We start from the raw sequence: 25,996 nt of genomic DNA on the forward strand, positions 1-25,996 counted from the left end.
TCAGCAAAGATGTCATCTAAAGTGGGGTCCCCCGTTAAAAAAGGAAATGGTTCATTGACTAGAGCTTCGGTATACTTGATACTGGATGATCATCCTGATTATGGATTAAAAAAAACACTGACTTGACACCCGATGGTTTAGTACTGTATAGTACTAATTATGAAAAAGAATCCAACGCGTCAATCCAACAAGGATACGGTGCTTCAAACGGCTGCGTCGCTCTTCTTGACTCGAGGGTACCAGTTGACAAGCATGGACGACATCGTCGCCGTCAGCAACGTGTCAAAAACCAACATCTATTACCATTACAAAAACAAAGAAGAGCTGTTACTCGCCATCGTTGATCAACTGATTGACGGGTACGACCGGCAAATCTCGCTTGTGTTGTCACAAGATGAGCTATCGATTCCGGACCGCCTGGACCGAATGCTTCGCCTGTTCGCGGACCGGCAGGAGCAGCAGGACATTCTCGGGGGCTGTCCCTTCCTCACGCTGTATACGCAAACGGCCCATACCTCCGAAGAGGCTGCAGCGAAAATCAAAGCGTTCTTCGACCGGCAATTGGCCGGGGTGGAACGGCTTCTGGAGTCCGGGAAGCAGAGGGGAGAGCTCTCCCCGAATGTGCCGACGGCGGCGACGGCCGCTCTCATCGTGACCTCCGTCGAAGGCGCGCTGTTCGTTGCGAAGGCCTGCGGACGTCCCCAGGTGCTGGAGGAACTGCGGCTGGGTCTAGCTTCCATGCTTATGCTTGAGCGTTAATCGCTTAGGCGTTTTTTTTGGAGTGATTAGTACTATGTAGTACTAGTTATTTGAAACCAAGGAGGAGTTTATGTTGAAAATTTTCCTAACCGGCGCGACCGGTTTCATCGGTAAGGCTATCCTGGCCGAGGTAACGGCTCAAGGCCACGAGGTGTACGCGTTGGTGCGCGACTTGGCACGCTTCCGTCGGGCGATCGCGCAGCTGCCGCCAGGTGCGGCACAGACGGTTCAACCGGTCACCGGGGATTTATCGCATGCGAAACTAGGCATGAACGAGGCCGATTACGAGCGAATCGGGGACGTCGATGTGATCATCCACGCCGGCGGTCCTATGGATATTCGGCTGAGCTCGACAGAAGCGGAACGCGCATTTCTTCTGCCCGCGAAGGAGCTTGCGGAGTTGGCTGTGCAAATTCATCGAAAACGTGTGTTGAAGCAATTTATCCATATCGTCGGGTTCATGAGTCCTTACGACGAAACGAACGCGCTGACGAACCAAGACGCCGCGCTCCGGCATGCCCCGCCGTACGAACGTTCGAAATTCCAAGCGGACGGTTACCTCCGGCAAGCGCTCCATAAGCACGCAATCCCGTTATCCACGGTTAACCCGAGCGTTGTGATCGGCGACTCCGTGACCGGGAAGACCGAACAGCTTGGGGGACTCGGCATTTTGGTGGACGCCGTACGCAGAAACCTGATGCCCCTTGCACCAGGAGGAGATAAATACTGGCTGCCTATGGTGCACTTGAACCATGTCGCTTCGTTCATCGCAAACCTCGTCCGCAGGGAAGATGTCGCCAGCGATACATATTACTTGCTGGATCCCCGGAGCAGCAGTCCTACTATGAGCTCGCTGATCGGCACGATCGCGACGGAGCTGCGGATGATGCGGCCGATCGGAAGCGTTCCTCCGACGCTGCTGAAGGCCGCTTTGGGCGCAGGCGTCGGGGACCTGCTCGGCGTCCCCTCGGAATCCATGAACTTTATCGTGAATCGGGACTTTCCGGTTCACTCGAAGCGGCTCATTGAGGAGAAACAGGGCCAGGGCGGCACCTCCTTGGTGAAGGGCACCCTCCCTTTCGTCATCTCCGATCTGGATTATCGGTTATCCCACCCGGAAACCGCAGCCCCGGAGGGGTTCATACAAAAGCGAAGATCCAAGGTCGTCACGTTGGAACAGGAGGGCGAAGGGCCATCGATTGTGCTGCTGCACGGTACGTTCAGCAGCGCGGATCGGCTCGTCCCCGTCGCCGAACGGCTGAAGGGCCATAGAACGATCATCGTAGACCTGCCGGGATTCGGCAGAACCCCGGTCTCTCACGGCTCTTCCTTGATCGAGGACTGCGTTAACGTCGTAAGCGAACTCATTCTTGGGCTGCAGGAGCCGGTCATCTTGGCCGGTCACTCGTTCGGCGGGCTGATTGCCGCAAAGGTCATGGAGCGAATCGAGCCTCATATTCGGAAGCTGGCTCTGCTGCAACCCGTCCTGCAGCCCATTTCGGCCAAATATCGGTATGCGGCAATCACCGGGACGGTCTTGAAGCGTCTGAAGCCTGCCGCCTTCCAGAGCGAGCTGCGAAAAGGGGGGGATTTCCCCAAGGGGGGCGAGACGCTGGAAAGGTATGTCGCAGCAACGATCCGGGATCTTCGATCGCCGCGCATTCGTCATTCGAACGCTTGGGCGATGTCGGTACTGACGCATGACCGCTCCTTCGAGCTGCGGCCGGAAACCTGGAATCCGGACAAGGTTCGGATGCTGCTAGGCGAGCGGGACGGCGCGTTTGGCCTGCCGGCACGGTACCGCCGCTTCGACGCCGACACGCTCCCTTACGGCCATCAATTTCCGATTGAAGCTCCGCATCTTACAGCGGATTGGCTTAGGAGCGAGGTCCTGTCGGGGGATGAAATGTCTACGCAATGAATCGGCCCCGATTATGCCGGGCTCAATCTCCTTTCTTGGCAAGAGATAGGCTAACGGAGACGGGCCCGCCGGGCAGCATTCGACACTTCAGCTTCATGAGACGAAAAAGAGCCGCCCGTCGTTGTGCTTCCTTGGCGGCTCTTACCCTATGCTTCTATTATTATTTCAGCCCCGTCATGGCAACACCCTCGATAAAGCGCTTCTGCGCGAAGAAAAACACGAGCATGAGCGGTAGTGTAGCCAATACCGATGCAGCCATCAAAAGATTCCACTCGGTCCCTGCCGCATCCGTAAACAGCTTCAGCCCGACTGGCAGTGTAAACAGCTTATCCGTACTGATAAAAATGAGCGGATCGAAGTAGTTGTCCCAGCTGTGCAGGAAGGTGAAGATGGCCAGCGTCGACAAGGACGGGCCTGCAAGCGGCAGCATAATCCGCCAGAACGTCTTCCAAGGCGTACAGCCGTCGATCTTGGCCGCCTCATCCAGCTCGCCGGGTACCGTGATGAAAAACTGCCTGAGCAGAAACACCCCGAACAGCCCCTCGCGCCCCAGCATTGGCGGGAATACTAACGGGAAATGCGTGTCAGCGAGACCCAGCTTCGTCATCCAAACAAACATCGGAATGGCGGTGACCTCGGTCGGAATCATCATCCCGCTAAGCAGAATGAGGAAAATCACATTTCGCAGCTTGAACGAAATCTTGGCGAAGGCGTAGCCGGCCAGTGCGGAGATGAGGCAGGTACCTATCGTTACCACGGCCGCAATATACAAGCTGTTCCAAAAATACAACAGAAAATTAGGCTGCTTGATGAACACATTCACAAAGTTGCTCCAGACGAACGGGTCCGGAATCCACTGCGGCGGAAACATGAAAATTTTGGTCGGATCCTTCAATGCGGTGGTGATCATCCACAGGAAAGGAAACAAGACCACGATGGAGATGACGGTCAAGAGGGCGTAAATTGGACCGTTTTGCGCCAGCTTACTGCTCATGATACACCCACCTTTTTCGCAAATTCCACTGAACGAGAGTCAGCACCAGCACCAGGAAAAACAAGATGAATGCGACGGAGGAAGCATAGCCGAATTCGAAATTTTTGAAGGCCGTCTTGTAAATATAATAGACCAGCACGTGCGTGCTAGTACCCGGACCGCCGTCCGTCATCACCTGGATTTGGGAGAACACCTTTAAGGACCCGATCAAGGTCAGCACCAGCGCCAGAAATACCGACGGAGAAATCATAGGCAGTGTAATGGACCAAAAGGTGCGGGGCTTGGAGGCGCCGTCCAGCTTAGCCGCCTCGTAATACATCGCAGGAACATCCTGCAGGGCCGCAAGGAAAATGACCATGTTCAGTCCGACATTCTTTAATACGCTAATGACGATGACCACCGGCATAGCCAGCTCGAAGCTATAGAGCCATGCGGGACCGGTAATGCCGAACAGCTGAAGAATTTGGTTGATTAATCCGGAGTCCGTAGCGAAAATATATTTCCATACGATCGCCCAGACGACAATCGATGTGATGACCGGGGTGAAGATAGCCGTACGGAACAAGCCGATTCCCGGGAGTTTTCGGTTTAGAAGCACAGCGAGCCCCAGCGCCAGCAGCAGATTGAGCGGAATCAGACCTGCCGAGAAGTAAAGGGTGTTGCCGACGGACGTCCAGAATAGCGGATCTTCCGTAAATGCGCGTGTATAATTATTCAATCCGATAAACTGGGAGGAGCCCATTAGCGACTCATTCGTAAAGCTCATCACAAACGCCCAAACGATGGGCACCAGCATGAAAACCGCGAATCCCAGCACAATGGGGGATATGAATAGATACCCGTACCACTGATCTCTTGCATGCAGCTTGCTTTTCTTTTTCCCTGCAACGTTGTACGGACGGTTCGCCATAGCTGCGTTATTCTGTAAGGTATTCATTCAGCGTCACTCCTTCCTGCTCCCAAGGCTTAACCGCCCCATACGGGGCGGCTTGCCTCTTTCTCTATTTCAATAAAGGTCCGACCTCTTTTTCCGCTTTCGTCAATACATCCTTCACGGAAGAATTTTGGGCGTACAGATAATCCATGATTGTCTGCATCTTCGTATCGATCTGCTGCCAATTTTTGTGCGACGGCAAGGAGTTGGCTTTCGGCATCTGATCCACAACAGACAACTTGACGCTTTCCGCAGATGGTCCCTGCTTCAGGAAATCTTCGGACTCCAGAATCGATTTGCGGCTAGGAACGAAGTATTGGGAGGTCAGCTTCATATTGTCCGGGTTCGTCATGAACTTCAGCAGCTCCAGCGCTTCCGCGTAATTCGGCGAATCCTTCAAGATTGTGTAGGAGGCATAACCGATGGTTGTTCCCGGACCGTTCGGACCGGCCGGCAGTGGAGCAATGTCCCACTCAAAGTCCTTTACCGCCTTGGCCTTGCCCATGTAGCTGAACAGCTCCTTCTGCATGGCGATTTTGCCCGTGTCGAAGGTCGTCTGATCTCCCGGTTTCGGATGCACCTTATCTTTAAAGATCATATCCGAGTAGCTCTGCAGCGCCTGCTCGCCTTCCTTCGAATTCAAGGTGAAGGCCGTTCCGTCGGCATTAAACAAGGAAGCTCCGTACGCGTTGAAATGGGATTGCATCGCATCCGGCCAATTTTGCCAGCCGTTACGTACAAAATTCACTCCGTATATGCCTTTGGCGGGATTCGCCAACGCCTTGGCGGCCTTCATCATTTCATCGTAGGTCCACTTGCCCTGCTTATATAATTCCGTCGGCGTAGGCAGGTTTTTCTCTTTAAACAGCGTTTTGTTGTAATAAATCATCATCGGCGGCGTAGAGAACGGGATGCCGTACACCTTGCTGTCCTTCGTGACCAGGTTCAGTGTGGACGGGATGACGTCATCGTATTTATAGTCCGCATCCTTCTTCAGCGGCTCCAGATCCGCCAACTGACCGGCAGAGAGGAACTGCGGAATCATGCGCTCGGCCATCCATGCGATATCCGGAGCGGATTTGGACGCGCTCATGATCGACAGCTTCTGCTGATAATCCGCGAACGGGATCGTTACGATTTCGACGGATACGTTAGGATGCTTTTCCTTATATTTAGCAATGATATCCTCGTACATCTTCTTGTGAGTATCGTTGCCCCAGAAGCTGAATTTCAGGTTTACGTTCTTGGCGGGCTTCGCCTGATCGGCTCCTGATGTGCCCGGCTGCAAGGATTGCGACGGCTGAGCGCCTCCGCATGCAGTCACTGCTAGAGCCACAGGCACTATGGTTAGTGCGGCTTTCCACATTTTGTTCATGTCATAACTCCCCTTTACGATATATAAGCGCTTACAAGCACATTATATAGCAATCACCTTCCGCTCATAATGACACTGCGTTCAGAAAAGGTTTAAATTGTATTGTTGTTTTCTCTGTATTCTGAAGGAGTGCAGCCGATATTCTGCTTAAACAGGTGCATAAAATATTTGACGTTCGGGTAGCCGGATAGCTTGGCGATGTCCTGGATCTTCATTTGAGTATCCTTAAGAAGCTGCTTAGCTCTTTCCATCCGGACCTGGGTCACGTAATCGGATAAATTCTGCCCTGTCTCCGACTTGAACAGCACGGACAAATACCGGTGGTTCAAATGCACCTGATCGGCTAAGTACTGCAGCGAGATATCCTGCTCCAAGCGGTCTCCTATCAATTCCTTCACTCTGCGGATAACCTGGCGCTCCTCCGCTTCCTTCGGCGGGCTGCTGTCCGGCTTTCCCTTCAAGGTCCGCTTCTTGAGCCGCTCCACCACCTGGGCAAGCTCTGCCGTCTCTACGGGCTTCAGGAGATAGTCTACGGCTTCATACCGGATCGCTTCCCGGGCGTACACGAAGTCGTTATATCCGCTTATGATCACCACCGGAAGGGCAGGACTCTGCTCCTTCAAGCGCTTGATCAGGTCAATTCCATTCATTTCCTTCATGCGAATGTCGGTAAACACGGCGTCTGTCGTATGCGATTTCAGCCATTCCAAGGCTTCCCGGCCGTTGGAGGCTTCCCCCGCGACATGAACGCCTCCAATTACGTCCTCCAGCACCTTGCGAAATCCGCTCCGAATCGTAGACTCATCCTCAACCAACAATATATTCAGCTTCATTCCTCATTCCCCCATTGTAAAGGTATACGTATACAAAAGGACGCTCCCTGCTTCGGATGGTTATCGAAGCTGATGCCGTAGCCCGGTCCGTACAGCAGCCGGAGCCTTTCGCTCACATTGCGCAGGGCAAAGCCCTTCTTCCTAACTCCGAAGGAGCCGATTGTACCGCGCCGCTGATCCGGCTCACGCCAGCTCCGCTCCACCTGCGACATTTGGGCGGGCGTCATTCCCTTGCCGTTATCCTCCACATAAATCAGCAAATCCTCTTCCTCGCAGCATGCCCGAATCTGAATGTGGATCGGAAACGGGCCGTCCTTCATGCCGTGTTCGATGGCGTTCTCCACAAGCGGCTGCAGAATCAGCTTCGGCATCAGGCAGGAACCGAGGCTTAGATCGGATTCAATCTGCATACTGAGCTTGTCCCCCAGCCGAAACGACTGAATTTGCAGATAAGCCTCGGCAAACTGCAGCTCATCCTCCAGATGGACGAACCTCTCATGCCTGTCTACCGTGTAGCGCAGCAGTCTTCCCAAGCTCACTACAGCCTCGGAAAGCTCTGTGTTTCCCCATTCCAGCGCTTTTACATTAATGGATTCCAGCGTGTTATATATAAAATGCGGGTTCATCTGGCTCTGAAGAGCGGACAGCTGGGCTTCCTTCTCCCGGAGCTCGCTTTCGTAGACCTGGTGGACGAGCCTGTCCAATTCGGAAACCATGGTGTTGAAGCCTTCCGTCAGCCATCCGATTTCGTCGCGGGAGGTTACCTTGGCTCTCTCCTTGAATTCTCCCCGCTGAATCTTCCTCATCGTGGCTGCCAAATGATGGATTGGCCGAGTCAGCCTTGCCGCCAGAAAGCCAGACAGCAGAAATGCGCACAGCAAAGCCGCAGCCGACACGAATAAGCTGTATCGGATCAAGGCTCTGGCATTTTTCTTCAGATCCTCTTCAGGCACGAGCGCTTTGACTACAATGCCCGATACCGGAGAATACTCCTCCGCCGTTAGGAAGAACGGTCCCCCTTCAGACTTCCCCAGCATGAGGTCCTGCATTTCCAGAGAAGAATACAGCGTCGCTCCTTGGCTGCTCGCGACATGGATCACCGTATCCGGCTTCATGTCCTTAAGCCCAAAGATGCTGGCGAACCCCCGCTGCGTTAGATCGATCTTAACAATTCCCAGATGCTGATGGTTTTGCGGATCCCGAATGACCCGGGCCAGCGAGATGACCCTCTGCTCTCCGGACTTATAGTATCTGGCGCTGTGCGGCGGGATGGCGACAATCGCCCCATCCGCAGCAATCACGGACTCCATCCAGGAGGTGGCTTCTTGGCTCCACGATTTGTTCACGGAATCGTCCGTATTGGTAAACAGCACACCATCCATCGCGAAGATCAGAATGTTTTGTATCTCCGGTCTTTCGGCTGCCAGCGATGAGATCAGCAGGCTCATTCTGTTGATTTCCTCCAGCGGCACGAAATCCCTGGAGCTCTCGGTTAGCCGGCTCCGCAGAATATGCATAACCGACTGGTCATAATAAGGCGCGGTCGTCAGTCGGTCCATCTCTTTATAATAGCGGTCGATGCTGTTCAGGATCTGATTTGCAATTTGACCGGTGTAATTGTTGGCGTCCTTTTCTACCTGACTCATATACTGCCTGTAGCTTAGGACGCCAATCGTCGTCAGCGGGACCGTAATCAAAACGCAGAATAGCAATATGAATTTTACCCTCAAGGGGAAGAAAAGCCGAACGGCTTGCATGGAAATGACCTCCAGATCGTTAAGTCGGCTAGGCGAGTAAGTTTACATTCAATATAGCATACCGGCCCGAGCCCTGATACCTATTCCAGAAGCCGCAGATGACTTTGCACGTGTCCCTCCTTAGCCTCACGATACGTACTTGGGGACATGCCGATGATTCTGCGAAACACTTTGCCGAAGTAGCTGACATTGCTGAAGCCGGAGAGTCCCGCTATATCCGTTATCGGCAGAGCTGTCGTGCGCAGCAGCTCCGCCGCCCTCTCCAGCCTTCGGTTTCGAACATAATCCATGGGAGAAACGCCTAGGTAAGAGGAGAACTTTTTGCACAAGTGATATTTATTCAAGCCGGCAATGTCAGCAAGCTGATCAAGCGAGAGATCCTGCTCATAGTGGTTGTCAATGAATGACGTCACACGCCGATACGCCTTCGGAATCTCCTCCGTTCGATAGGAGGCCCGGCTAAGCAAGGAACGCTGCAGGGCTATTAGCCACTCGTAGATTCGCAGCGACAGGTCGAACCGGTCCCCGAGCCTTTTGGCTTCGGCATCGCGATACAAGGCCCACAGCAGCCGGATCGGCAGTTCCTCCGCCCCTATCTCCACAACAGGTCCATGCTGCTTCATCAGCTCTTGCGTCAGCCAGTCCTCCCCCGGCAGCTCGAAGCGGATCCATAAGAACTCCCAGCCCTCCCCGGACCGGGCACCATCATAGGAATACTCATGATCGCTTGGAATTGCCACCGTGAATGCCAGCCCCTTCGGAACCGAATAGTGCTCCTTCCCATACCGAAGCCGGCCTTCTCCCTTCAAGGTGTATTGAAAAATAATCCCCTTGCCTTCCCGCTTCAGTCCGTTCCATCGATAGGAGCCATCCTTCGCACAGCCGTGCCCGATGGAGAACAGCTTATGCAAATGATTGCCCTCATCCTCCGTATATCGAAAACCATATGACGTCTGCACAATATCGTACCACCTCAGGACAAATATTTACTGTTTAACAAGAAATTACAAGGTCTTATAATCATTTTAGATGACAAATATTATACCACTCGGAGGTGTGTTTTGATATGGACAGCTTCATGACTTGGGAAGACTGCTATGTCGGAATCGAAGGATCGGTGCTTCGGATCGGAAACAGCCGGATCGAACGAAGCTGGTCCTTTGCCTGCGGAAGGCCTGTGAACGTGTCCGTTCTGGACAAACAGAGAGGCAAGGAATGGCTGAGAGAGAATTCGAATGCCGCATTGTTCGACGTACCCTGGCTGCCTGCCGGTTCCCGGTTGACGGTTGTATCTGCCAATACCTCAGTGGATGATGATTGCGGCGTTGGCAGATCGCATCTTCGGACGGATGTCAACATGCTGTTCGGAGGGATGTCCCGATTCGTTCGACTCACCGTCAGGGTTTACCCGGCCGCTGCTTTCATTCGACATGAGCTGACTTCGCTGCCTGAGGATGTCATTGCGGTACAGGGAGGCTTTGCGATTCCGGTCGGCTCTCCCGATTCATTCGGCGGTGTCGGCTTACCCCCTGTTCTGCAATTGGATGATAACCATAAGCAGCACTCCTCCGGCAACAACGATTATTGTGACCGGCTGGACCTGCAGGAGCTCCACTGCCGCTGGGAAACCGTCAGCTTCCGGGACCGGACGGATGTCAACAATAACCTGGTCAGCCGGGAGTCAGGATTGCTGTACAAGAACGAAAAGCGGGGACTACGCGGCAGCATCCTCTTGCTGAGCAGCAGCTTGCGGAGTAGCGGCCTGCTTGTGATTAAGGAAAGCGCCACGCCGACCGGGCACGTGCAGGATCGGGGAATGGATTTGCATTTTGAAGGCATCTGCTTGTCGGTAGTCGGCACAGGCTTTGATGCGGATACTCTTGCGCAGCAAGAGGAAGTGACGTCCTATGGCGTTACGGTAGGGGTTTATGACGGCAATGAGCTTAGCGGATACGAGCTGATCCATCAATACCACCGCTGCCTTCGGGAGTTCCATGCGGAGCGCGACAGCTTCGTGATGAGCAATACATGGGGAGATCGCTCAAGAGACGGACGGGTTGGTGAGCAATTTTTACTTGCTGAGCTGCATGCGGCTTCTCGACTTGGGATTGACGTCGTACAGATCGACGACGGATGGCAGAAAGGCGTTACCACCAATTCGGTGAATGCCAAAACGGCCGGCGGGCGGTGGAGCGATTACTACAACGGTGGGGGCGATTTCTGGACGGTTCATCCGGAGCGGTTTCCCCGCGGCTTGGCGCCCGTCACCGAGCTGGCGAAGCAGCTTCGCATCAAGCTGGGCTTGTGGTACTCCCCGGATTCGGAGAACGATTTTGCCAACTGGGAGAAGGATATTGAGACCCTGCTGTGGCTGCATCGGGAGCATGGCGTTTGTATGTTCAAAATGGATGGAGTACACATTCGCTCCAAGCTTGGGGAGAGCCGCTTCGTCAGGATTCTCAGGCGGGTCGTACAAGAAACTGGCGGTCAGGTGGACTTTAACCTGGACACAACATCCCAGAAGCGCCTTGGCTATCTGGGTAAAACGCAGTACGGCAATCTATTCCTCGAGAACCGCTATACCGATTGGAAGAACTATTATCCCCATTGGACGCTGCGGAATTTCTGGATGCTGTCACCCTTCGTCCCGGCCTCGAAGCTGCAAATGGAGTTTCTGAATGTTAACCGGAACAAGGATCTGTATGCTGACGATCCCTTAGCCCCTGCCGCTTGCGGGCAGGTGTATTCCTACGCAGTGACGGCCTTCGCGAATCCGTTGGCGTGGATGGAGCTTACCGGGCTGGACGCCGCTCAGACGGCAGCCTTGTCTGCTGTGATTCAGGCGATTAAGCCGTATCACAAGGATATACTGGCAGGGCATGTGCTTCCTATCGGTGATGAACCTACGGGAACGGGCTGGACGGGACTGCAAAGCCTACAGGGGGACGACAGCGGATATTTATTGGTGATCCGGGAGCTGAACCCGTCGTCAACTCGCATGCTGAAGCTATGGGGGCTCGGCTCGTGCGAAGCTCTGCGGCTTACGGAGATTGCGCGAATGGACAGCAAGGACCGGGTCATTACTCCTCAGAGTCATGAGGAGGCTTCATCCAAGCTGCTTCAGCCTGATTCCCGAGGGGAGTTTTCGTTCACCAGGCCGTCACCGTTTTCTTTTGCGGTATATCGGTATGCGGCATCCCGGTGAGCAATTCAGAAGAAACCTAAGGCCGCGACGCATGGTACAATTTAGGAAATACGGTTTTCCGGGGAGGCATCTGCTTGGGCGATTCACAATGGATTTTATCGTACAAAAGCGATTTGACACAATACACGGAAGAGCAGCTACGTTATCAAGCCTCGCCTGAGATATGGTCGCTTGGCCAAATGTACGACCATCTGATCCTAACCGCACTGGACTACCTGGATCAGGTAGGGCTCTGTAAGGCGGCGGCCGCAGACCCCACACTTGGGAAGACGGAAACAGGAGAGCGCATTTTCGAAAGCCACACGTTTCCCCCTGTCAAAATCAAATTGCCGGACGGGCCGGAAAATTCGCCAAGCAATACCGAAAGTAAAGAAGACCTGGCGTGCGGACTCGATCGGGTGCAGGAACGCATGAGGGAATGGACAGGGAAGCTGGAGGAGATCGATCCCCACAGAAAAATACAGCACGGCGGCTTCGGTTGGTTAAACGCCAAGGAGTGGTTTGCTCTTATCGACATGCATTTCCGTCATCACCTTCTGCAACAGCGCGAGCTGGAGGCCCGTTTGCCGATTAATGAAAGGGCTGTCCGCTAGAGACAGCCCCTTCTTTTTGCGTTGAAGCTTATTTTCCTTCCAAACAGAGCTTGACCAGATCATCCACATGGGCTGTCGCAAGACACTCTACGGTATCCGCTGCGCCGTAATAGAGCTTTACCTCTCCATCGTCCTCCAGAATCATCCCGCCTGGAAAGATCACATCGTTGCGGAATCCGCCCTCTGCCTCGTAGGGCGCTTCGGGTGCCATGAGCGGCTCCTTGTAAAGTCCGACTACTTTTCTGGGATCCTCCAGGTCCAGCAGTGCAATGCCTGCGGTGTAACGCTTGCGCCAAGCCGCTTCCCAGCCGTTCTTCCCGCGGGAAGGATCCCGATCCACGGCATGGAATGTGGTCAACCAGCCCTTCGGAGTTCGAATAGGAGGCGCGGCCGGACCGATCTTATCGTTCGCGAACGGGATATCCTCTACCCCGAGTACGAGCGCCGAATTGCCCCAATACACAAGGTCCGGCGAATCGGACAGCCACATGTCGAACCGGTCGCCCCCCCCACGGCCGTATACAGGGAATGGTCGCTCGAGCCGGACGTATTTTGAACCTATTTTTTCGGGAAAAAGCACCATGTTGCGATTGTCCGGCAGGCTCAGGTGCAGCACCTCAAAGTGCTCAAAGTCCTCGGTTACCGCGATCCCTCCGCGGAGTCCGTGCTTCGTGTCGACAGCAAAGCACATGTAACAGCGTCCATCGATCACTGTAAGGCGCGGATCGTAAGTGCGGATGATTTCCTCATCCTTCAGTCCGAAGCATGGCTTCGGTTGTACCTCCCACTGAATCCCGTCCTTGCTATAGGCGAGACCCAGATTCGTCGTGCTGCTTGGCTCTAGCGTATGCGTAGCAGGATCTCCGTAATCATTACGGAAAACCATAACGTATCGGCCCTCATATTTGGTAACACCGGCATTAAACACAAGCGCAGGCTTGTACGGTACGTCTGCTGCGGTAAGAACAGGGTTGCCGGGATATCGGGTAATCACAGTGCTGGATTTCAGGGCTCCAATAAGCTGAATCGTCATGGATTTATGTGCCTCCTTCGATATGGGGAATGACATAAGTGATGCCTCTATCGTAAAATAGAGTGAGCGTCGCAGCATCTTAAGTTTTCACGATAGGTCTCAACTTTTTCCGAGGAGGCGGTCCGCTTGACGGTATTTCCTTCAAATAAGCAGCTGACGGATTATGTATACATCTCACCCGAGCTCCCTCTTCACATCTCGCTTAATGAAATTCAGCGGCACTTTCCTGCACACCGACATGATTTTCTGGAGTTCTCCTTGGTCATCGACGGCGAAGGCTGGGAGGTCGTCAATGGGACAAGGCATCCGCTTCAGCGAGGCACGTTCTCCTTCCTGCTGCCTTATCAGGTTCATGAGCTTCACGCGAAGCCGGATGCCCCGCTGAAGCTGTACAACTGCATGTTCGATATGAGCTTACTGTTTTCCGTTTTGCCTTCGGAGCAGGAATGGAAACGCTTATTATACACCGAATCCAGCTCGCTTCCCTACGTGCAACTCTCCTATGAAGTCGCAGAGGAATGGCTCTCGCTGATCCGCAGCATCGTTGCCGAGCTGGCTTCGGGAGATGCCTGGCGACTGCCGATGATCAAGCTCCGATTGGCCGAGCTGTTAATCCGGTTCGCACGGGCACGAGACAAGCGTGAGCACCCGACGGCGGCGGGGAACGAGCGGCAGTTGAACGCAGAACCGGATACGAGCATCTGGTATATCATCCATTACATCCACCAGCACTATCGAGAGGAGCTGACGCTCTCCGGGCTGGCTCAGCGCTTTGACAGGAGCGAGCCTCAGCTGAGTAAGGAAATCAAGCGGCATGTGGGCCAGACGTTCGTACGCTTCCTTCACGAAGTGCGGATTAGGCATGCCTGCAGCCTTTTGCTGTCGACCGATATGAAGAGCATCGATATTGCCGTCGAGGTCGGCTTCGGTTCGTTTCAAACGTTCTCGCGCATCTTCCGGGAGCTGAAGAAGATGACGCCCGGCGAATATCGCTTAAGTTCCGGACGTAAAGCGGACGCTGAATCGCGGCAATGATATTTGGGGGAAATCGGTGGCGGCTTTTGCTTTACTCATCGGGTGCGTGCAACGAATTAATGATAGTTTTTGCCGTTTTATCTACACCAAGAAGAAATCGAAATGTTGGCCCATGGCTATGTGAAGATAACGGGCCGGCAAAAAATAGACCTTTTTGACTCGATTCAAAGTTCTTGTTTAGCTTGGGTAATCGAGGAGCATTTTCTTCCCGGGTAATATCTTCCCGCAAGTCACCATCAAGAAATGGCAGCTTGCCGATATCCATTTTGTAGCCGGTTGCAGTAAGGATGTGATCTACAATTCGTTCCGTCCCATCAGAAAGGACGATTCTAATCTTACTTCGCCATTCCGAAACGGAATCCATGGTAACACCGCTGGTTTCATGAACCTTGCCCTCCACATAGGGGCGCAAAAAAAGAGCAATGGGAACCGTTTCAGAAGCTATATTCCACAATTTTGTTTTCACGAACAAAGGCAGTTTAAAGAAAACATGGCCAATCAGCTGTAATAGTTTTTCTTGGCTTTTGTTTGGTTTAATAAACATCGGTTTATTTCTACGATAAATCAATTCAACCTTTGCATTGGCTTCATACAGCAACGCAGCGGCTTCCCACGCACTTTGACCACTTCCAATAACAGCAACGTTTTTCCCTTGAAACTGTTCAAAGCTGGTGTACCCTGAGGTATGAGTTACCAAGCTTTCGGGGAATTCAGTTAATATTTCGGGAATGTATGTAAAATGTTGAATTCCCGTTGCAATAATGACGTTTTTTGCTTCGTACACTCCTCCCATTTTCGTAGTAACGATGTATGTGCTGCCGTCTTTCGTTACATTGCTTACTAAATCAGGTATGTACTCAACGCCTGTTTTTTGAATAAACCAGGCTGCATATTTGACGAAAATCGTTCGTTGCAACGGTGTACCAATCATTGTACCGGTTTCCTTAGAGAAGCTTTGCAGCGTGTACTTTCCCTGTGGGTCCGAGAAGCTAACCAGTTCGTGAGGTGTACGAATAAACATATTTTGAGGCATTTGATTTTTCCAAAAGTCCATCGGGTATCCGATTAACTTATATGACAGACCCTCTACAACAGCGTGAGCCGCTAAGGATATTCCATAGGGTCCAGCCCCAATGATTAAGACATCTAACATGAAGAAAACCTCCCGGATTCATTTTATTGGCTAAAGTATACATTTTATATTTGCAACTTGCAAGTATGTGTGATATAACTTAAGCATGAGGTGAGAACAATGGAAAACTTACGAAGCACATTTCAGCTCCTTGCACGAAACTTTGGTTTTCTTAATGAGAAATGCTGCGAGAACTGTTGCGGCTCGGATATATCCTTATCTCAGAGCCATATTCTTTATGAAATCAATCGTCAGCATAATCCATCCATGCAGGATATAGCAGGAGCGTTGGGAATTGATATCACGACCTTTAGCCGGCAAGTAAAAGCCTTGGCAGATAAGGAATTGGTTAAGAAAACGCCACATCCCCAAGATAACCGAATCCATATATTATCGTTAACTCCCGAAGGCTTGGCGATTGAAAATCAAATTAATTATCAAGTAAATGCCCAGCTTACAGGAGTTTTATCCAGTATGACTCCATTTGAGAGAGAAACGGTCATACGGTCAATTGACTTGCTTAACCATGCAATGAAAAGCTCCGGTTCTTGTTGTGTTCCTCCGAAATAATGGAGGATTTCTTTTTCGGTTTATAGTTGCAAAATGCAAGTTATCGTTTAGGATGGGACATGTATGCAATTAGATCTTGAATACGTTTTATACTCTGCGAAGGAGGTGATTTCAATGGTTCTTTACAACCAACAATGCTGTGATGATCAATGCTGCACTACCGAAGAGCAAAACCAAGATTGCTGCGATACTACCTGCTGCTAGATCATATGAATAAGGAAATGGGGCTTCGATAGTAGGAAGCCCCATTTCCTATTGAGCATATCTTCAACATCGGCTGCGCCACCGAAGAATATTTTCTCATCAATTAGGCTATGATAATTTTTTTGCATAGTTGCCCCCTTATTTTTTCTTAAATGAAGTGAATTCAACGGATACAGGTGCCGAAGGAGGCGCACAGCATAAGGACAGATCCCGTGGAGCTCCTGCGGATTCAAATTCGGAATCCTCTTTGGTATAGAAGATTTCCCATGCATTTCCGTCAGGGTCGTAAACCCAAACCTTGTCTTGAACCGCATAACAACAAGTGGTATTCATTTCGTCAATTAGCAGCAAACCGCTTGTTCTTAGACGTTCGCCCATTTCCAATACTTCTTCCGTACCATGAACCTGAAACCCCAGGTGATTTAAAACACCGTTCTTTTCAAACGGTCTAACGTTCAGGGAGAAGTGAAGCGCTGGGTTATCCAGTTCAAACTTTGCATAATTGTCTTTAACCTTTGTGGGCTCAGTACCGAAAAAGGCTTTGTAGAACTCTAAGGATCTAGACAGGTCAGTGCAATTAATCGCAACGTGCATACGTAACATAACTTTATTTGCCTTCTTTCACGAATTGTTCGATACGGGCTTGAATCGAATCACGAACCTCACGGAACTTAGCTGTAATTTCTTCCTCCGTTCCCGTTGCCTTTGCAGGATCGTCAAACCCCCAATGCCATCTTTCCGCTTTCTCGTTGCGGACGACGGGACAGTTGTCGTTGGCGTGTCCACAAAGAGTAATAATGTAGTCGGCTTTACTCAAAATTTCAGGATCAATTACATCTGATGTATGGTTGGAAATATCAATACCGGCTTCCTTCATAGTTTGAACTGCTCTTGGATTTAATCCGTGCGCTTCAAGTCCTGCGCTTTTTACCTCATATTTACCGCTACCCAATGCTTTCAAGAATCCGTCAGCGATTTGCGATCGGCAGGAATTTCCCGTACACAAAAAGTAAACCAATTTCTTTTCCATCTTCTTTCTCGTCTCCTTTACATTCCGGTTTCCGGTTTAATGAATGACTGTAAGCCATACGTAAAGACCTACAAGCGTGATCAATAGGGTTGGGATGGTCAATACAACACCTATCTTAAAGTAGTACCCCCAAGTGATTCTTACTCCTTTAAGAGAAAGCACGTGAAGCCATAGGAGCGTAGCTAATGAACCGATAGGAGTGATCTTTGGTCCCAAATCCGAGCCAATGACATTGGCATAAATCAAGCCCTCTCTAATGACTCCCTCCGTTTGAGTTCCCTGGATGGCAAGGGCATTAATCATCACCGTAGGCATATTGTTCATTATCGAAGAAAGGACAGCTGCCAGGAATCCCATTCCGACTGTTGCCGCAAACAAACCTTTACCGGCAAAGGAGTCAATTAAGTCTCCGAGTGCATTCGTTAAACCAACATTTCTCAAACCATAGACAACGACATACATACCAATTGAAAAAACAACAACTGCCCAAGGCGCGCTTTTAATTACTTTTACGGTATCAATTCCTTTGCTATTCCGTGCGAACAAAATGAAGATGATCGCTGCAATCCCGGCAATAATTGATACGGGTACCTGAATAAACTCACTAATCATATAAGCGACCAACAAGATGCCCAAGATAATCCAAGAAAGTTTGAATAATTTTTTATCTTTTATGGCATCGGCAGGTTTTTTCAATTGTGCAAGCTCATAGTTCAGAGGAATACTTTTTCGGAAGAACAGATACAACACAACGATGCTTGCCCCTAATGAAAATAAGCTGACAACAAACATTCTGTTGGTGTACTCTACAAACCCGATTCCAAAAAAGTCGGCTGAAACGATATTGACCAAATTACTTACCATAAAAGGGAGGGAAGTGGTGTCAGCAATAAATCCGCTTGCCATAATAAACGGCAGCACCATTTTTTCATCAAATTTCAAAGCACGAACCATTGCCAGTACAATCGGAGTTAATATCAAGGCTGCTCCATCGTTGGCGAAAAAGGCGGCAACCGCAGCTCCGAGCAAAATGACATAGATGAACATGAATTTCCCGTTGCCTCGTGCGATACGGGCCATATGGAGTGCCGACCATTCAAAAAAGCCAATTTCATCTAAAATCAAGGATATTAAGATGACCGCAACAAAGGCAAGCGTCGCATTCCAAACTATCCCTGTTACCGCGGCAACGTCAGTAAGGCTAACTACACCAAAAATTAACGCTAGAACTGCTCCTACACTTGCTGACCACCCAATGTTCAATCCTTTAGGCTGCCATATCACAAAGGTTAAAGTCAGAACAAAAATGATAACTGCAATAGTAGTCATAAGGTCTCCGTTATTCGCAACATACCGGTGTTATGGTTTCAATTTTATTTTTTAATGATGGGATATAACTTAAAGCATCTTGTATATGCGGTTTATCACTCAAATTCAAGGAGTAATAGATCCACTGCCCTTTTCTGTTTTCAAATACTAAGCCGGCCGCTTTAAGCTTGCGTAGATGCTGACTTACATTTGGTTGAGACATTCGCATAATTTCAACGATTTCACAAACACATAACTCACGTTCCTTAAGCAGCGCAAGTATGGTTAAACGAGATTTATCCCCCAGCATTTTGAAATGCTCAGACATCAACCCTAGCTGCTCCATGTATTGCACCTCGATTCTATAGGAATTTCGCCTTCGGGAATATTATTAAATAAATATATAATTATTTCATTATATATGCAAGGCCTTCCATGTTAATTCTGTGTAAATGTAAGGTTCCCCCCTACTACTGGGGAGAGCGGATACATGGCCGCGTGACGTACTTATCGCAAAATGCCACTGCTACGCGCCGGTACAGCTGACTACGTGCGTCCAATGGCATTTTTGCGATATTCGCTTCGAACGACGGGCTCCAGCAGCTAGATCGGCTCGCTAAACACCCGCTCCTCCGCGGCTACGTCTCGTCGTCGAAGCGGATGCGCTCGTTAAGCGCGGCCACCGTATCCGCCGTGCCGGGCTTCTCGCCGAGCCATGCCCCCTGCTCTATCAACGTCCGCTGGAGCTGCGGCACGGAGACCTCACGGAAGCCGGCTCCCGCCTTCGCCGCCATGGAGGCGGCGACGCCCGCAGCTTCGCCCATCGCGAAGCAATTCGGCATGACACGTAGCGAACCCTGCACCGGACGGTCAGAGGACACAGCCCGGCCGGCCACAATCAGATTCGTTATTCCCTTCGGCAGCATGCAACGGTAAGGTACCCCGTGAGACCGGCCCTTCGGCAGATGCTTCACGGTCATTGTACTGTTCGCGTTAGCCAGATGAATGTCAATGAAATACGAGTTACGTGCAATATCGTCTTCGAAAGTCCGCATCGACAAGAAATCCTCTACCACTAGCTGATAATCCCCCACGATGCGGCGAGTTTCCCGTATGCCGATCTGATCGCCGGAGTGCACTAGATGAACCTGCTCGAACCCGGGGACATACTTGCGCAGAAAATGCAGCTGCCGCTGAATCAAGCGCCGTCCCTCAATGGCCGCCCTCGTGAGATCTTCCGCCTTCGTCCCGTCCACACCAAATATATGCCCGAAGTTAAAGCCGGCCACCGTATCGGAGATCCAAGCGATACCGGAGACCTTTTTTCGCCCTTCCGGAAGATCCCCGTTCCGCTGCGCTTCCACCACCGCCTTCTCCAGCTGGCCGGATTGCTCCGTCTCCTTAAGATATTGATCGAACCGCTGCCGGTTTGCCCCGGTTACGAGAAAGCACATCGTGGCCGGCTGCAGCTCCCCCTGCTCTCCACCCGTTAAGAACGGCACTCCAGCTAATGCAGCCAGATCCGCATCACCGGAGGCGTCGATATACAGCTTCGCCTTGACCAGCTGTCGGCCGCTTTTGTTACTGATGACGAGCCCTTCGATCCGCTCGCCGTTTACTAGGACCTGATCCGCCACGGTATGAAACAAGAGGGATGCCCCACTATCCATGACGGCCTCATCATATACCCACTTGAGCGTCTCTACATCGATAGGCACCCAGTTGAGCTTATCTTTGTTCCGTTGGTAAAACTCCTCCCCCGCGGCCTCCTTCATCCGCTCCAACAGCGTCAGCCCAACTCCGCGAATGACCGGCTTCTCCCCATCCGTATACGGACAAAAAGCAGGAACCAATGCGGCTGTTCCCATACCGCCAAGGTAGCCCCGCTGTTCAATCAGCAGGGTGCTTGCCCCGTTCCGGGCTGCTGCCACTGCGGCGGCAACCCCTGAAGCGCCGCCACCCAAAACAACGACATCCGGCTCGTAGGTCACAGGCAGCTGAGAAGAAATCGATACTTGTTCTCCAATCGAATCCATACAATGAAACCTCCTAAGAAGGAAAATGAAATCGCTTGCCGCATAAGCTGCAAGCACTGATAATTTCATTATGCGTAGGGATACCGACCTGAGCTAGTTTCACTTTTGTTTCATACCCGCAGCAGAAGCGGCGATTTACTCCAAAGGACAAGCGCTTGCTTAAAAAAAACAACCCGCCGTTCCGACTGCAACAGCGGGTTCCATACGATTCACATCACCGGATAATATTGCGTATACCTGGGGTTGCAGTAATAAGGCGGTCGCGGACCGATTAGAGGCAGGAGCAAAGGCTTAGTATTGCCGTTATAACTGACCTTTACCTTTTCCTCGGATCGATTGACCAGCAAAAGCTTGACTTCGGGACTAGCAGGTGACGTCGGCATTTCGGTTTCCTCCTATTGGCGTCCATTTTCCCTTCACTGTATTCAGCGGCCTAGGGGAATGCTACGTGCAGACTTGCTGTATTTCTTTTCCGGGCAGGCACGGCAGGAGCCCATTTGACATATGGTATCCGGTAGCCAAAATTTTTCGAGGAGGGATCGTCATGTCCGAAGAAAAGAGCAAAGAGCCCGCCAAGCAAGCCTATCCCCTGTACCCGAACTACGGTAAAATAACCCGTTACGAGGATGTTGCCATTACCGTTCCCGAGCAGCGGCAGCTGCGGCAGCCCGGCCTGGAGAGCCTCATGGTGCCCAGACCGATCATTGAGAATCCTGGGTATAAAGGATCCGGCAAATTGAAGGGTAAAATTGCCGTTATTACCGGCGGAGACAGCGGAATCGGTGCCGCTGTGGCCATCGCCTTCGCCAAGGAAGGCGCCGATGTCGCCATTGCTTACTTGGATGAGCATGAGGATGCCAATCGGACCAAGAGGAGAATCGAAGAGCTGGGGCAGCGCTGCTTGTTAGTGCCTGGGGATGTTAGGCAAAAGCAGCAATGCATCGATATTATCGAACAAACGATTCATGCGTTCGGTCAGCTTCATATTCTTTGCAACCATGTAGGAATTCAATTCCAGCAGCTGAGCCTTCTGGATATTACCGATGAGCAATTCGATGATACCTTCAAGGTCAATGTTTACTCCCACTTCTATACGACGAGGACCGCGCTGCCCTATTTAAAAGCCGGAAGCTCCATCATCAACACGGCTTCCGTGGTAGCCTATTACGGCAATGAGCAATTGATCGATTACTCCGCAACCAAAGCGGCTAATGTAGGTTTTACCCGTGCGCTCGCGAACAGCTTGGTGAAGAAGGGAATCCGTGTCAACGCGGTTGCTCCCGGTCGCATCTGGACCCCGCTGATTCCCTCCAGCTTCTCGGCTGACCAGGTGCCGCTCTCGGGCAATCCAATGGACCGTCAAGGACAGCCCTTCGAGCTGGCTCCCACGTACGTATACCTGGCATCCGACGATTCCCGCTTCGTCACCGGACAGACACTTCATGTGAACGGAGGGCAAGTCACCTCCTCCTAAAAAAAGAGGGGGGGCGTTAGCCCCGCTCAACTACTATCTCCCGACCACTCAGCTGCTTCCGACAATGAAGCAAAGTTCAATATTTTAGCTTACCCGAGTGGTTCAGGTTAATCTCTGCTTTGATATGGCCGATGGAGCCCGAATGCAGCCTGATGCCTCCTTGGCTCTTTAAATTCTTCCATTCCCGATTGTTATCCCGGTATAAAGTATGCTCCAAACGAAGAATATCGCTTTTGACACGAAGCCCTTCCAGGAAGGTACTTTTAATTTCCGATTCAACCTTCTCCGCTATCTTCTGCTCCAGCTCCGATTCGGGCAGCTTTTCGAATTCCTCACTGATATATCCGCTTAGCCTCACGTTAATGTCAAAGGTGACCTGACCCATAGTAATCCTTGGGCTGATGTGCGGCTTAGGGCTCTCTAAAGATACGGCGACCTGCGGTTTTCCATCAGTACGAATCAATAGAGGACTTCGATGGGTTTCCGGATTCATCCAGCGTAGTCCCAACACGCGCTTCCAATCAAGCCATCCACAGAAAGCCTGATCCTGAAAAATATAGATGCCATCGATAACGAGCATATCCTTTGCTTTGTCATCGCTTTTCCAGTTCTGTGCAGTGGTAGTCAGCGAAGGCAGCAGTGTCGCGTTCCCCGGTTCACGGTACTCAGATATAAATTCCCGCACCGTTATCGGGGAGATGAGCGATTGCTGCCGATACGTTTCCTGCGGTTGGTGCAGCAAGGACAAAATGGATGAAAGATTAAACATTGGGGATATGCTAAACAATTTGTCAATTGGCTGATTGGTGCCGAATATCCACGGTGTATAACGGATTTCGTAATAACGGCTAATCAGCTCCTTGACAGGCTTCAAGCCTGTTTTCAATACACTATCACTAACGATAACCGCATTGACATGGCCGTAAAAGATCCGCATTTGTGAGCTCCGGTACAGATCATTGTAAGCACCGACTAAAGTCTCCCCTTTGCCTATGCCTACCCAAACCGGGACAGGCTGCGTCGGCTTGCCCGACTCCACTTTAGCTACCGAGCTGAAGTCGATCATTTGCCCGTAGACGCGATACTCATTATCGACATAATCAAACCCGATCCCGGTGAAATAGTTGACATCTTCGATATTCTTAATATCCCAGCAGCCTGTCAGCAGCAGCGACAGGAATAGGTAAACGGCGGTGACCCTCCGGAAACGCTTCATGACCAATCCCCTTTTTTCCGAGTGGAATCTACGGTCTGTAATATTTCCGGACGGCGGTTTTTCTTATACCAAGGCTTTCTGGCTATGGCCAGCCAGATGTCCCTCCAACGAATCGGAGAAAGGGGGGCAAGATAAGGGACCCCAAAGGATTCTAGGGAGGATAAATACATTACGACAGCGATGAGAGACAGCACAAAACCGTAAATCCCCAGCGTGGAGGAGCAGAGCATAACCAGCAATCTAATTATACTGACGGTGCCGACAAGCGATTGATTCACCAAGGCAAAACTGGAAACAGCCGTTAATGCGGCCACCACGAGAAAGGTAGTAGAAGCAAGGCCTGCTCGAATGGCCGCGTCACCTATGACAATGCCCCCGACAACGGCGACGGTTTGCCCTACGGCTTTGGGCAGACGTTCTCCGGCTTCCCTGAACAATTCGAACAAGCCGATCATGATGAAGCCTTCCAATGGAGCAGGGATGGGCAGCCCTATTCTTGCCATGGAAACGGTGGCGACGAACGGAAAAGGAAGCTGATCGATGTTGTAGGATACCATGGAAATCCAAAAGCCCGGTAAAAACAAAGCGATGGCAAAACCGAGGAAGCGAAAGAGAAGCCCAAACGAGCCCATATAATAGGGAATATAGAAATCCTCCGGCGTCTTCAACAGCAGCATTAGATTGGCAGGACCAATGACTGCGGTCGGAGCCCCGTCCACTATTACGGCGAATCTGCCGCGGACAAGACAATCCACTACAAAATCGGGACGTGTGGTGTAGTGCAGCAATGGAAATAGCGAGCGCGAGCTGTCCGATAGCATTTCTTCCAACGGACTGCTGCTGTTCAGCAGGTCCATCTCGATATTCTGTAATCTGTCTCGAACTTCATTAACGATGTCGCGATTCGTAATATCCTCCATGTACAATAAGGCTACCTTACTCTTACTCCTCTTCCCGATTGTGAATTGCTCGTAGCACATGGTGCTGGTGCGGAGACGCTTGCGAATTAAGGCTACATTGGTGATCAATTCTTCCACGAAAGCGTCCTTGGGTCCCTTAATGGAAATTTCCGTATTGGATTCTTCAGGCGTGCGTTGAGGCGGCTCGGCTATATCGAAGGAATATAGGATGTTCAATTTTTCGAAAAATAAGATGAGCTGACCGGAAAAAACACTTTCAATGAGCTGTTCCCTTTGAGTGATCCGGTTCAGCTTCCATTTGTTATCCAGTTCCCTGCTTGCATCCTCATTGATCAGCTTCGCCAAACACGGAAGAATGTATTGATTGATCTTGTTATTGTCAGCTAATCCCTGACAGTAGAGAAGGAGCACAGGCTGTTCATGCTCTGCATCTCCCAGTACCATTTGCTCCATGACGATATCCGCCGATTTATGAAAAATATGCCGAATGTCTTCGATTGTCCATTGCTTCTGGGGAGAACTAGGTTCCATCGTGCTTCACCCTCTGTTTATTGGATATGAGAACTAGTAAAAACAAAACCAGCAGCATTCCCGAAACGGCCCATAGGGTGACCGGCAAATACATATCCCTTAAGAATACGACATATTGCATATCACTAATTGGCAGTTCCGCCAAGAACACGGCAACCAAGCCAAGGAGCCATATGATGAGAACACGGTGCTTACCTTTTTGACCGGTTGTTATTAATTGAACAATTAACAGCATGGAGAAGGAGATACGGATAGAAGCTCCGGACAGCCATTGATAGATCGATAGGAAATCGACGTGCCGGATATATTTGCCGATGCTGACAAGCTTCCATTCCTCATAGGCAGGATACCGCAGCTCAGCCGCCTCAAACGGGCCAAACTCGGCAATTGCTCCCATGACAGGGCCAAGCACCAAAAGAATCAAAAAGCAAGCCAGCAGATAAAGCGGCCAAAGACGCACCTTTGATTTTATTTGATGCTGAATCAGTAAAAGGAGCGCAAGCTCGACGAGACCTCCGCCAATAAAGATACTGCCACTGAGAATCGGCTGCCATCCGTTTTCCATCATCGGCGTCAACATAGCGTAATTTTTGCGAGGAAGGTTGGCACTCATGACAAAGTCACCGAAAATAATCACGGCGGGCAATAAGATTCCCGAGGTAATTGCGATGGTTTTTATGCCTGACTGAACCGCAAAGCAGCACAATAACACCATTGCGGTGGAAAGGACCCAGAATGGGGTCTTGGGTAAATACGAGACGTGAGTCCACATCGTCGTATCTTTGAGTGTCATGACCAAGATCAGAAACAAATAAACGAGAAAAAAAGCCCGAAACACCCAAGCAACAAAACCTCCGTAATGGAGCTTCAGCCAGGCTAGAATCGGTTGTTGGTCGGTCCGTTTTATAATGTAATGTAGAATGGTGGTCCAAGCCAAGTAAGGCAGTATGGCAGCCAAAACACTGATCCAAGCGTCCCGTTTGGATACCTGAAGGAGCGGAGGGAGAACCATCACATGGTTCATAAGCCCGATTGCCAGTATAATGATTGAACAGGTGGATAAAATTCCAATGGCATGGTTGGGTTTGTTGTACACGCAGGATCCCCTTATTTCAGTTTCTTAAGGGTATTGTTTC

General features: G+C 51.0%; 24 protein-coding genes. 7 read left to right on the plus strand and 17 right to left on the minus strand.

Translation table 11 applies throughout. From position 1 onward, the window contains the following. Positions 1-159: 159 nt before the first annotated feature. Both RAC89_RS26670 and RAC89_RS26675 read left to right on the plus strand, forming a co-directional pair. Positions 160-759: a TetR/AcrR family transcriptional regulator gene (locus RAC89_RS26670; RefSeq protein WP_306616761.1), complete on the plus strand. Its 600-nt coding sequence runs from the start codon at positions 160-162 to the stop codon at positions 757-759. A 70-nt stretch (positions 760-829) separates the two neighbouring features. After that, entirely contained in the window at positions 830-2,680 is a 1,851-nt protein-coding gene (locus RAC89_RS26675; RefSeq protein ID WP_306616762.1) for an alpha/beta fold hydrolase, read from the plus strand. Between the two features lie 160 nt (positions 2,681-2,840). Here RAC89_RS26675 and RAC89_RS26680 read toward each other — a convergent pair whose 3' ends face one another. From RAC89_RS26680 to RAC89_RS26705, 6 genes are all read right to left on the minus strand, one after another. Continuing rightward, positions 2,841-3,674 (minus strand): carbohydrate ABC transporter permease, encoded by an 834-nt coding sequence (locus tag RAC89_RS26680; protein WP_306616763.1) that lies wholly within the window; start codon positions 3,672-3,674, stop codon positions 2,841-2,843. After that, on the minus strand, positions 3,664-4,611 hold the full coding sequence (locus RAC89_RS26685) for a carbohydrate ABC transporter permease (protein WP_306616764.1): 948 nt from the start codon (positions 4,609-4,611) through the stop codon (positions 3,664-3,666). Before RAC89_RS26685 ends, RAC89_RS26680 begins: the two co-directional genes overlap by 11 nt. Positions 4,612-4,675: 64 nt before the next feature. Next, a complete protein-coding gene (locus RAC89_RS26690) occupies positions 4,676-5,983 on the minus strand; it encodes an ABC transporter substrate-binding protein (RefSeq protein WP_306616765.1) in 1,308 nt (435 codons plus the stop codon). 92 nt (positions 5,984-6,075) lie between these two features. Then, positions 6,076-6,816, minus strand: coding sequence for a response regulator transcription factor (locus RAC89_RS26695; protein WP_306616766.1), 741 nt, complete (start codon positions 6,814-6,816; stop codon positions 6,076-6,078). Then, complete coding sequence (locus tag RAC89_RS26700) at positions 6,813-8,462, minus strand: cache domain-containing sensor histidine kinase (RefSeq protein WP_306616767.1); 1,650 nt, start codon at positions 8,460-8,462, stop codon at positions 6,813-6,815. The genes RAC89_RS26695 and RAC89_RS26700 overlap by 4 nt, the downstream gene beginning before the upstream one ends. Positions 8,463-8,653: 191 nt before the next feature. Beyond that, positions 8,654-9,532 (minus strand): helix-turn-helix transcriptional regulator, encoded by an 879-nt coding sequence (locus RAC89_RS26705; RefSeq protein ID WP_306616768.1) that lies wholly within the window; start codon positions 9,530-9,532, stop codon positions 8,654-8,656. Between the two features lie 107 nt (positions 9,533-9,639). Here RAC89_RS26705 and RAC89_RS26710 point away from each other — a divergent pair, with 107 nt between their 5' ends. Together RAC89_RS26710 and RAC89_RS26715 are read left to right on the plus strand one after the other, a co-directional pair. Next, positions 9,640-11,778, plus strand: a complete 2,139-nt coding sequence (locus tag RAC89_RS26710) for an alpha-amylase family protein (protein ID WP_306616769.1) — start codon at positions 9,640-9,642, stop codon at positions 11,776-11,778. 74 nt (positions 11,779-11,852) lie between these two features. After that, complete coding sequence (locus RAC89_RS26715; RefSeq protein WP_306616770.1) at positions 11,853-12,371, plus strand: DinB family protein; 519 nt, start codon at positions 11,853-11,855, stop codon at positions 12,369-12,371. A 28-nt stretch (positions 12,372-12,399) separates the two neighbouring features. On the opposite strand, the gene RAC89_RS26720 is transcribed toward RAC89_RS26715, so the two are convergent. Beyond that, a complete protein-coding gene (locus tag RAC89_RS26720) occupies positions 12,400-13,404 on the minus strand; it encodes a glycoside hydrolase family 130 protein (protein WP_306616771.1) in 1,005 nt (334 codons plus the stop codon). A 126-nt stretch (positions 13,405-13,530) separates the two neighbouring features. Between RAC89_RS26720 and RAC89_RS26725 the strand changes: the two genes are divergently transcribed. Continuing rightward, positions 13,531-14,439 carry an AraC family transcriptional regulator gene (locus RAC89_RS26725; RefSeq protein ID WP_306616772.1) on the plus strand — a complete coding sequence of 303 codons (909 nt, stop codon included), beginning with the start codon at positions 13,531-13,533 and terminating at the stop codon, positions 14,437-14,439. A 31-nt stretch (positions 14,440-14,470) separates the two neighbouring features. Here the strand turns inward: RAC89_RS26725 and RAC89_RS26730 are convergent, their stop codons facing one another. After that, positions 14,471-15,592, minus strand: a complete 1,122-nt coding sequence (locus tag RAC89_RS26730; RefSeq protein WP_306616773.1) for an NAD(P)-binding domain-containing protein — start codon at positions 15,590-15,592, stop codon at positions 14,471-14,473. Between the two features lie 99 nt (positions 15,593-15,691). On the opposite strand from RAC89_RS26730, the gene RAC89_RS26735 reads away from it, so the two are divergent. Further along, entirely contained in the window at positions 15,692-16,141 is a 450-nt protein-coding gene (locus RAC89_RS26735) for a MarR family winged helix-turn-helix transcriptional regulator (RefSeq protein WP_306616774.1), read from the plus strand. Positions 16,142-16,483: 342 nt separating this feature from the next. Here the strand turns inward: RAC89_RS26735 and RAC89_RS26740 are convergent, their stop codons facing one another. From RAC89_RS26740 to RAC89_RS26765, 6 genes are all read right to left on the minus strand, one after another. After that, positions 16,484-16,948 carry an ArsI/CadI family heavy metal resistance metalloenzyme gene (locus RAC89_RS26740; protein WP_306616775.1) on the minus strand — a complete coding sequence of 155 codons (465 nt, stop codon included), beginning with the start codon at positions 16,946-16,948 and terminating at the stop codon, positions 16,484-16,486. A 4-nt stretch (positions 16,949-16,952) separates the two neighbouring features. Next, a complete protein-coding gene (gene arsC, locus RAC89_RS26745) occupies positions 16,953-17,375 on the minus strand; it encodes an arsenate reductase (thioredoxin) (protein WP_306616776.1) in 423 nt (140 codons plus the stop codon). Between the two features lie 36 nt (positions 17,376-17,411). After that, positions 17,412-18,704 carry an arsenic transporter gene (locus RAC89_RS26750; RefSeq protein WP_306616777.1) on the minus strand — a complete coding sequence of 431 codons (1,293 nt, stop codon included), beginning with the start codon at positions 18,702-18,704 and terminating at the stop codon, positions 17,412-17,414. A gap of 10 nt (positions 18,705-18,714) precedes the next feature. Beyond that, entirely contained in the window at positions 18,715-19,029 is a 315-nt protein-coding gene (locus RAC89_RS26755) for an ArsR/SmtB family transcription factor (RefSeq protein ID WP_306616778.1), read from the minus strand. A gap of 292 nt (positions 19,030-19,321) precedes the next feature. Beyond that, positions 19,322-20,719: an FAD-dependent oxidoreductase gene (locus tag RAC89_RS26760; protein WP_306616779.1), complete on the minus strand. Its 1,398-nt coding sequence runs from the start codon at positions 20,717-20,719 to the stop codon at positions 19,322-19,324. A gap of 209 nt (positions 20,720-20,928) precedes the next feature. Beyond that, a complete protein-coding gene (locus tag RAC89_RS26765; RefSeq protein WP_306616780.1) occupies positions 20,929-21,102 on the minus strand; it encodes a hypothetical protein in 174 nt (57 codons plus the stop codon). Between the two features lie 161 nt (positions 21,103-21,263). Here RAC89_RS26765 and RAC89_RS26770 point away from each other — a divergent pair, with 161 nt between their 5' ends. Next, entirely contained in the window at positions 21,264-22,193 is a 930-nt protein-coding gene (locus tag RAC89_RS26770) for an SDR family oxidoreductase (protein ID WP_306616781.1), read from the plus strand. A 76-nt stretch (positions 22,194-22,269) separates the two neighbouring features. On the opposite strand, the gene RAC89_RS26775 is transcribed toward RAC89_RS26770, so the two are convergent. From RAC89_RS26775 to RAC89_RS26785, 3 genes are read right to left on the minus strand one after another with little or no spacing between them, the layout of a single operon-like run. Further along, on the minus strand, positions 22,270-23,409 hold the full coding sequence (locus RAC89_RS26775) for a Ger(x)C family spore germination protein (RefSeq protein WP_306616782.1): 1,140 nt from the start codon (positions 23,407-23,409) through the stop codon (positions 22,270-22,272). Continuing rightward, positions 23,406-24,860 (minus strand): spore germination protein, encoded by a 1,455-nt coding sequence (locus RAC89_RS26780; protein WP_306616783.1) that lies wholly within the window; start codon positions 24,858-24,860, stop codon positions 23,406-23,408. Before RAC89_RS26780 ends, RAC89_RS26775 begins: the two co-directional genes overlap by 4 nt. Next, complete coding sequence (locus tag RAC89_RS26785) at positions 24,850-25,956, minus strand: GerAB/ArcD/ProY family transporter (protein ID WP_306616784.1); 1,107 nt, start codon at positions 25,954-25,956, stop codon at positions 24,850-24,852. Before RAC89_RS26785 ends, RAC89_RS26780 begins: the two co-directional genes overlap by 11 nt. Between the last annotated feature and the right edge of the window lie 40 nt (positions 25,957-25,996).

The sequence above is a fragment of the Paenibacillus sp. GD4 genome, assembly GCF_030846225.1.
GTDB lineage: Bacteria > Bacillota > Bacilli > Paenibacillales > NBRC-103111 > Paenibacillus_G > Paenibacillus_G silviterrae.

Excerpts from the sequence above, each read along its gene's own strand:
- RAC89_RS26670 (WP_306616761.1), top strand. The coding sequence starts at position 160 with ATGAAAAAGAATCCAACGCGTCAATCCAACAAGGATACGGTGCTTCAA.
- RAC89_RS26675 (WP_306616762.1), top strand. The coding sequence starts at position 830 with ATGTTGAAAATTTTCCTAACCGGCGCGACCGGTTTCATCGGTAAGGCT.
- RAC89_RS26680 (WP_306616763.1), bottom strand. The coding sequence starts at position 3,674 with ATGAGCAGTAAGCTGGCGCAAAACGGTCCAATTTACGCCCTCTTGACC.
- RAC89_RS26685 (WP_306616764.1), bottom strand. The coding sequence starts at position 4,611 with ATGAATACCTTACAGAATAACGCAGCTATGGCGAACCGTCCGTACAAC.
- RAC89_RS26690 (WP_306616765.1), bottom strand. The coding sequence starts at position 5,983 with ATGAACAAAATGTGGAAAGCCGCACTAACCATAGTGCCTGTGGCTCTA.
- RAC89_RS26695 (WP_306616766.1), bottom strand. The coding sequence starts at position 6,816 with ATGAAGCTGAATATATTGTTGGTTGAGGATGAGTCTACGATTCGGAGC.
- RAC89_RS26700 (WP_306616767.1), bottom strand. The coding sequence starts at position 8,462 with ATGAGTCAGGTAGAAAAGGACGCCAACAATTACACCGGTCAAATTGCA.
- RAC89_RS26710 (WP_306616769.1), top strand. The coding sequence starts at position 9,640 with ATGGACAGCTTCATGACTTGGGAAGACTGCTATGTCGGAATCGAAGGA.
- RAC89_RS26720 (WP_306616771.1), bottom strand. The coding sequence starts at position 13,404 with ATGACGATTCAGCTTATTGGAGCCCTGAAATCCAGCACTGTGATTACC.
- RAC89_RS26730 (WP_306616773.1), bottom strand. The coding sequence starts at position 15,592 with ATGTTAGATGTCTTAATCATTGGGGCTGGACCCTATGGAATATCCTTA.
- RAC89_RS26735 (WP_306616774.1), top strand. The coding sequence starts at position 15,692 with ATGGAAAACTTACGAAGCACATTTCAGCTCCTTGCACGAAACTTTGGT.
- RAC89_RS26740 (WP_306616775.1), bottom strand. The coding sequence starts at position 16,948 with ATGTTACGTATGCACGTTGCGATTAATTGCACTGACCTGTCTAGATCC.
- arsC (WP_306616776.1), bottom strand. The coding sequence starts at position 17,375 with ATGGAAAAGAAATTGGTTTACTTTTTGTGTACGGGAAATTCCTGCCGA.
- RAC89_RS26750 (WP_306616777.1), bottom strand. The coding sequence starts at position 18,704 with ATGACTACTATTGCAGTTATCATTTTTGTTCTGACTTTAACCTTTGTG.
- RAC89_RS26755 (WP_306616778.1), bottom strand. The coding sequence starts at position 19,029 with ATGGAGCAGCTAGGGTTGATGTCTGAGCATTTCAAAATGCTGGGGGAT.
- RAC89_RS26760 (WP_306616779.1), bottom strand. The coding sequence starts at position 20,719 with ATGGATTCGATTGGAGAACAAGTATCGATTTCTTCTCAGCTGCCTGTG.
- RAC89_RS26765 (WP_306616780.1), bottom strand. The coding sequence starts at position 21,102 with ATGCCGACGTCACCTGCTAGTCCCGAAGTCAAGCTTTTGCTGGTCAAT.
- RAC89_RS26770 (WP_306616781.1), top strand. The coding sequence starts at position 21,264 with ATGTCCGAAGAAAAGAGCAAAGAGCCCGCCAAGCAAGCCTATCCCCTG.
- RAC89_RS26775 (WP_306616782.1), bottom strand. The coding sequence starts at position 23,409 with ATGAAGCGTTTCCGGAGGGTCACCGCCGTTTACCTATTCCTGTCGCTG.
- RAC89_RS26780 (WP_306616783.1), bottom strand. The coding sequence starts at position 24,860 with ATGGAACCTAGTTCTCCCCAGAAGCAATGGACAATCGAAGACATTCGG.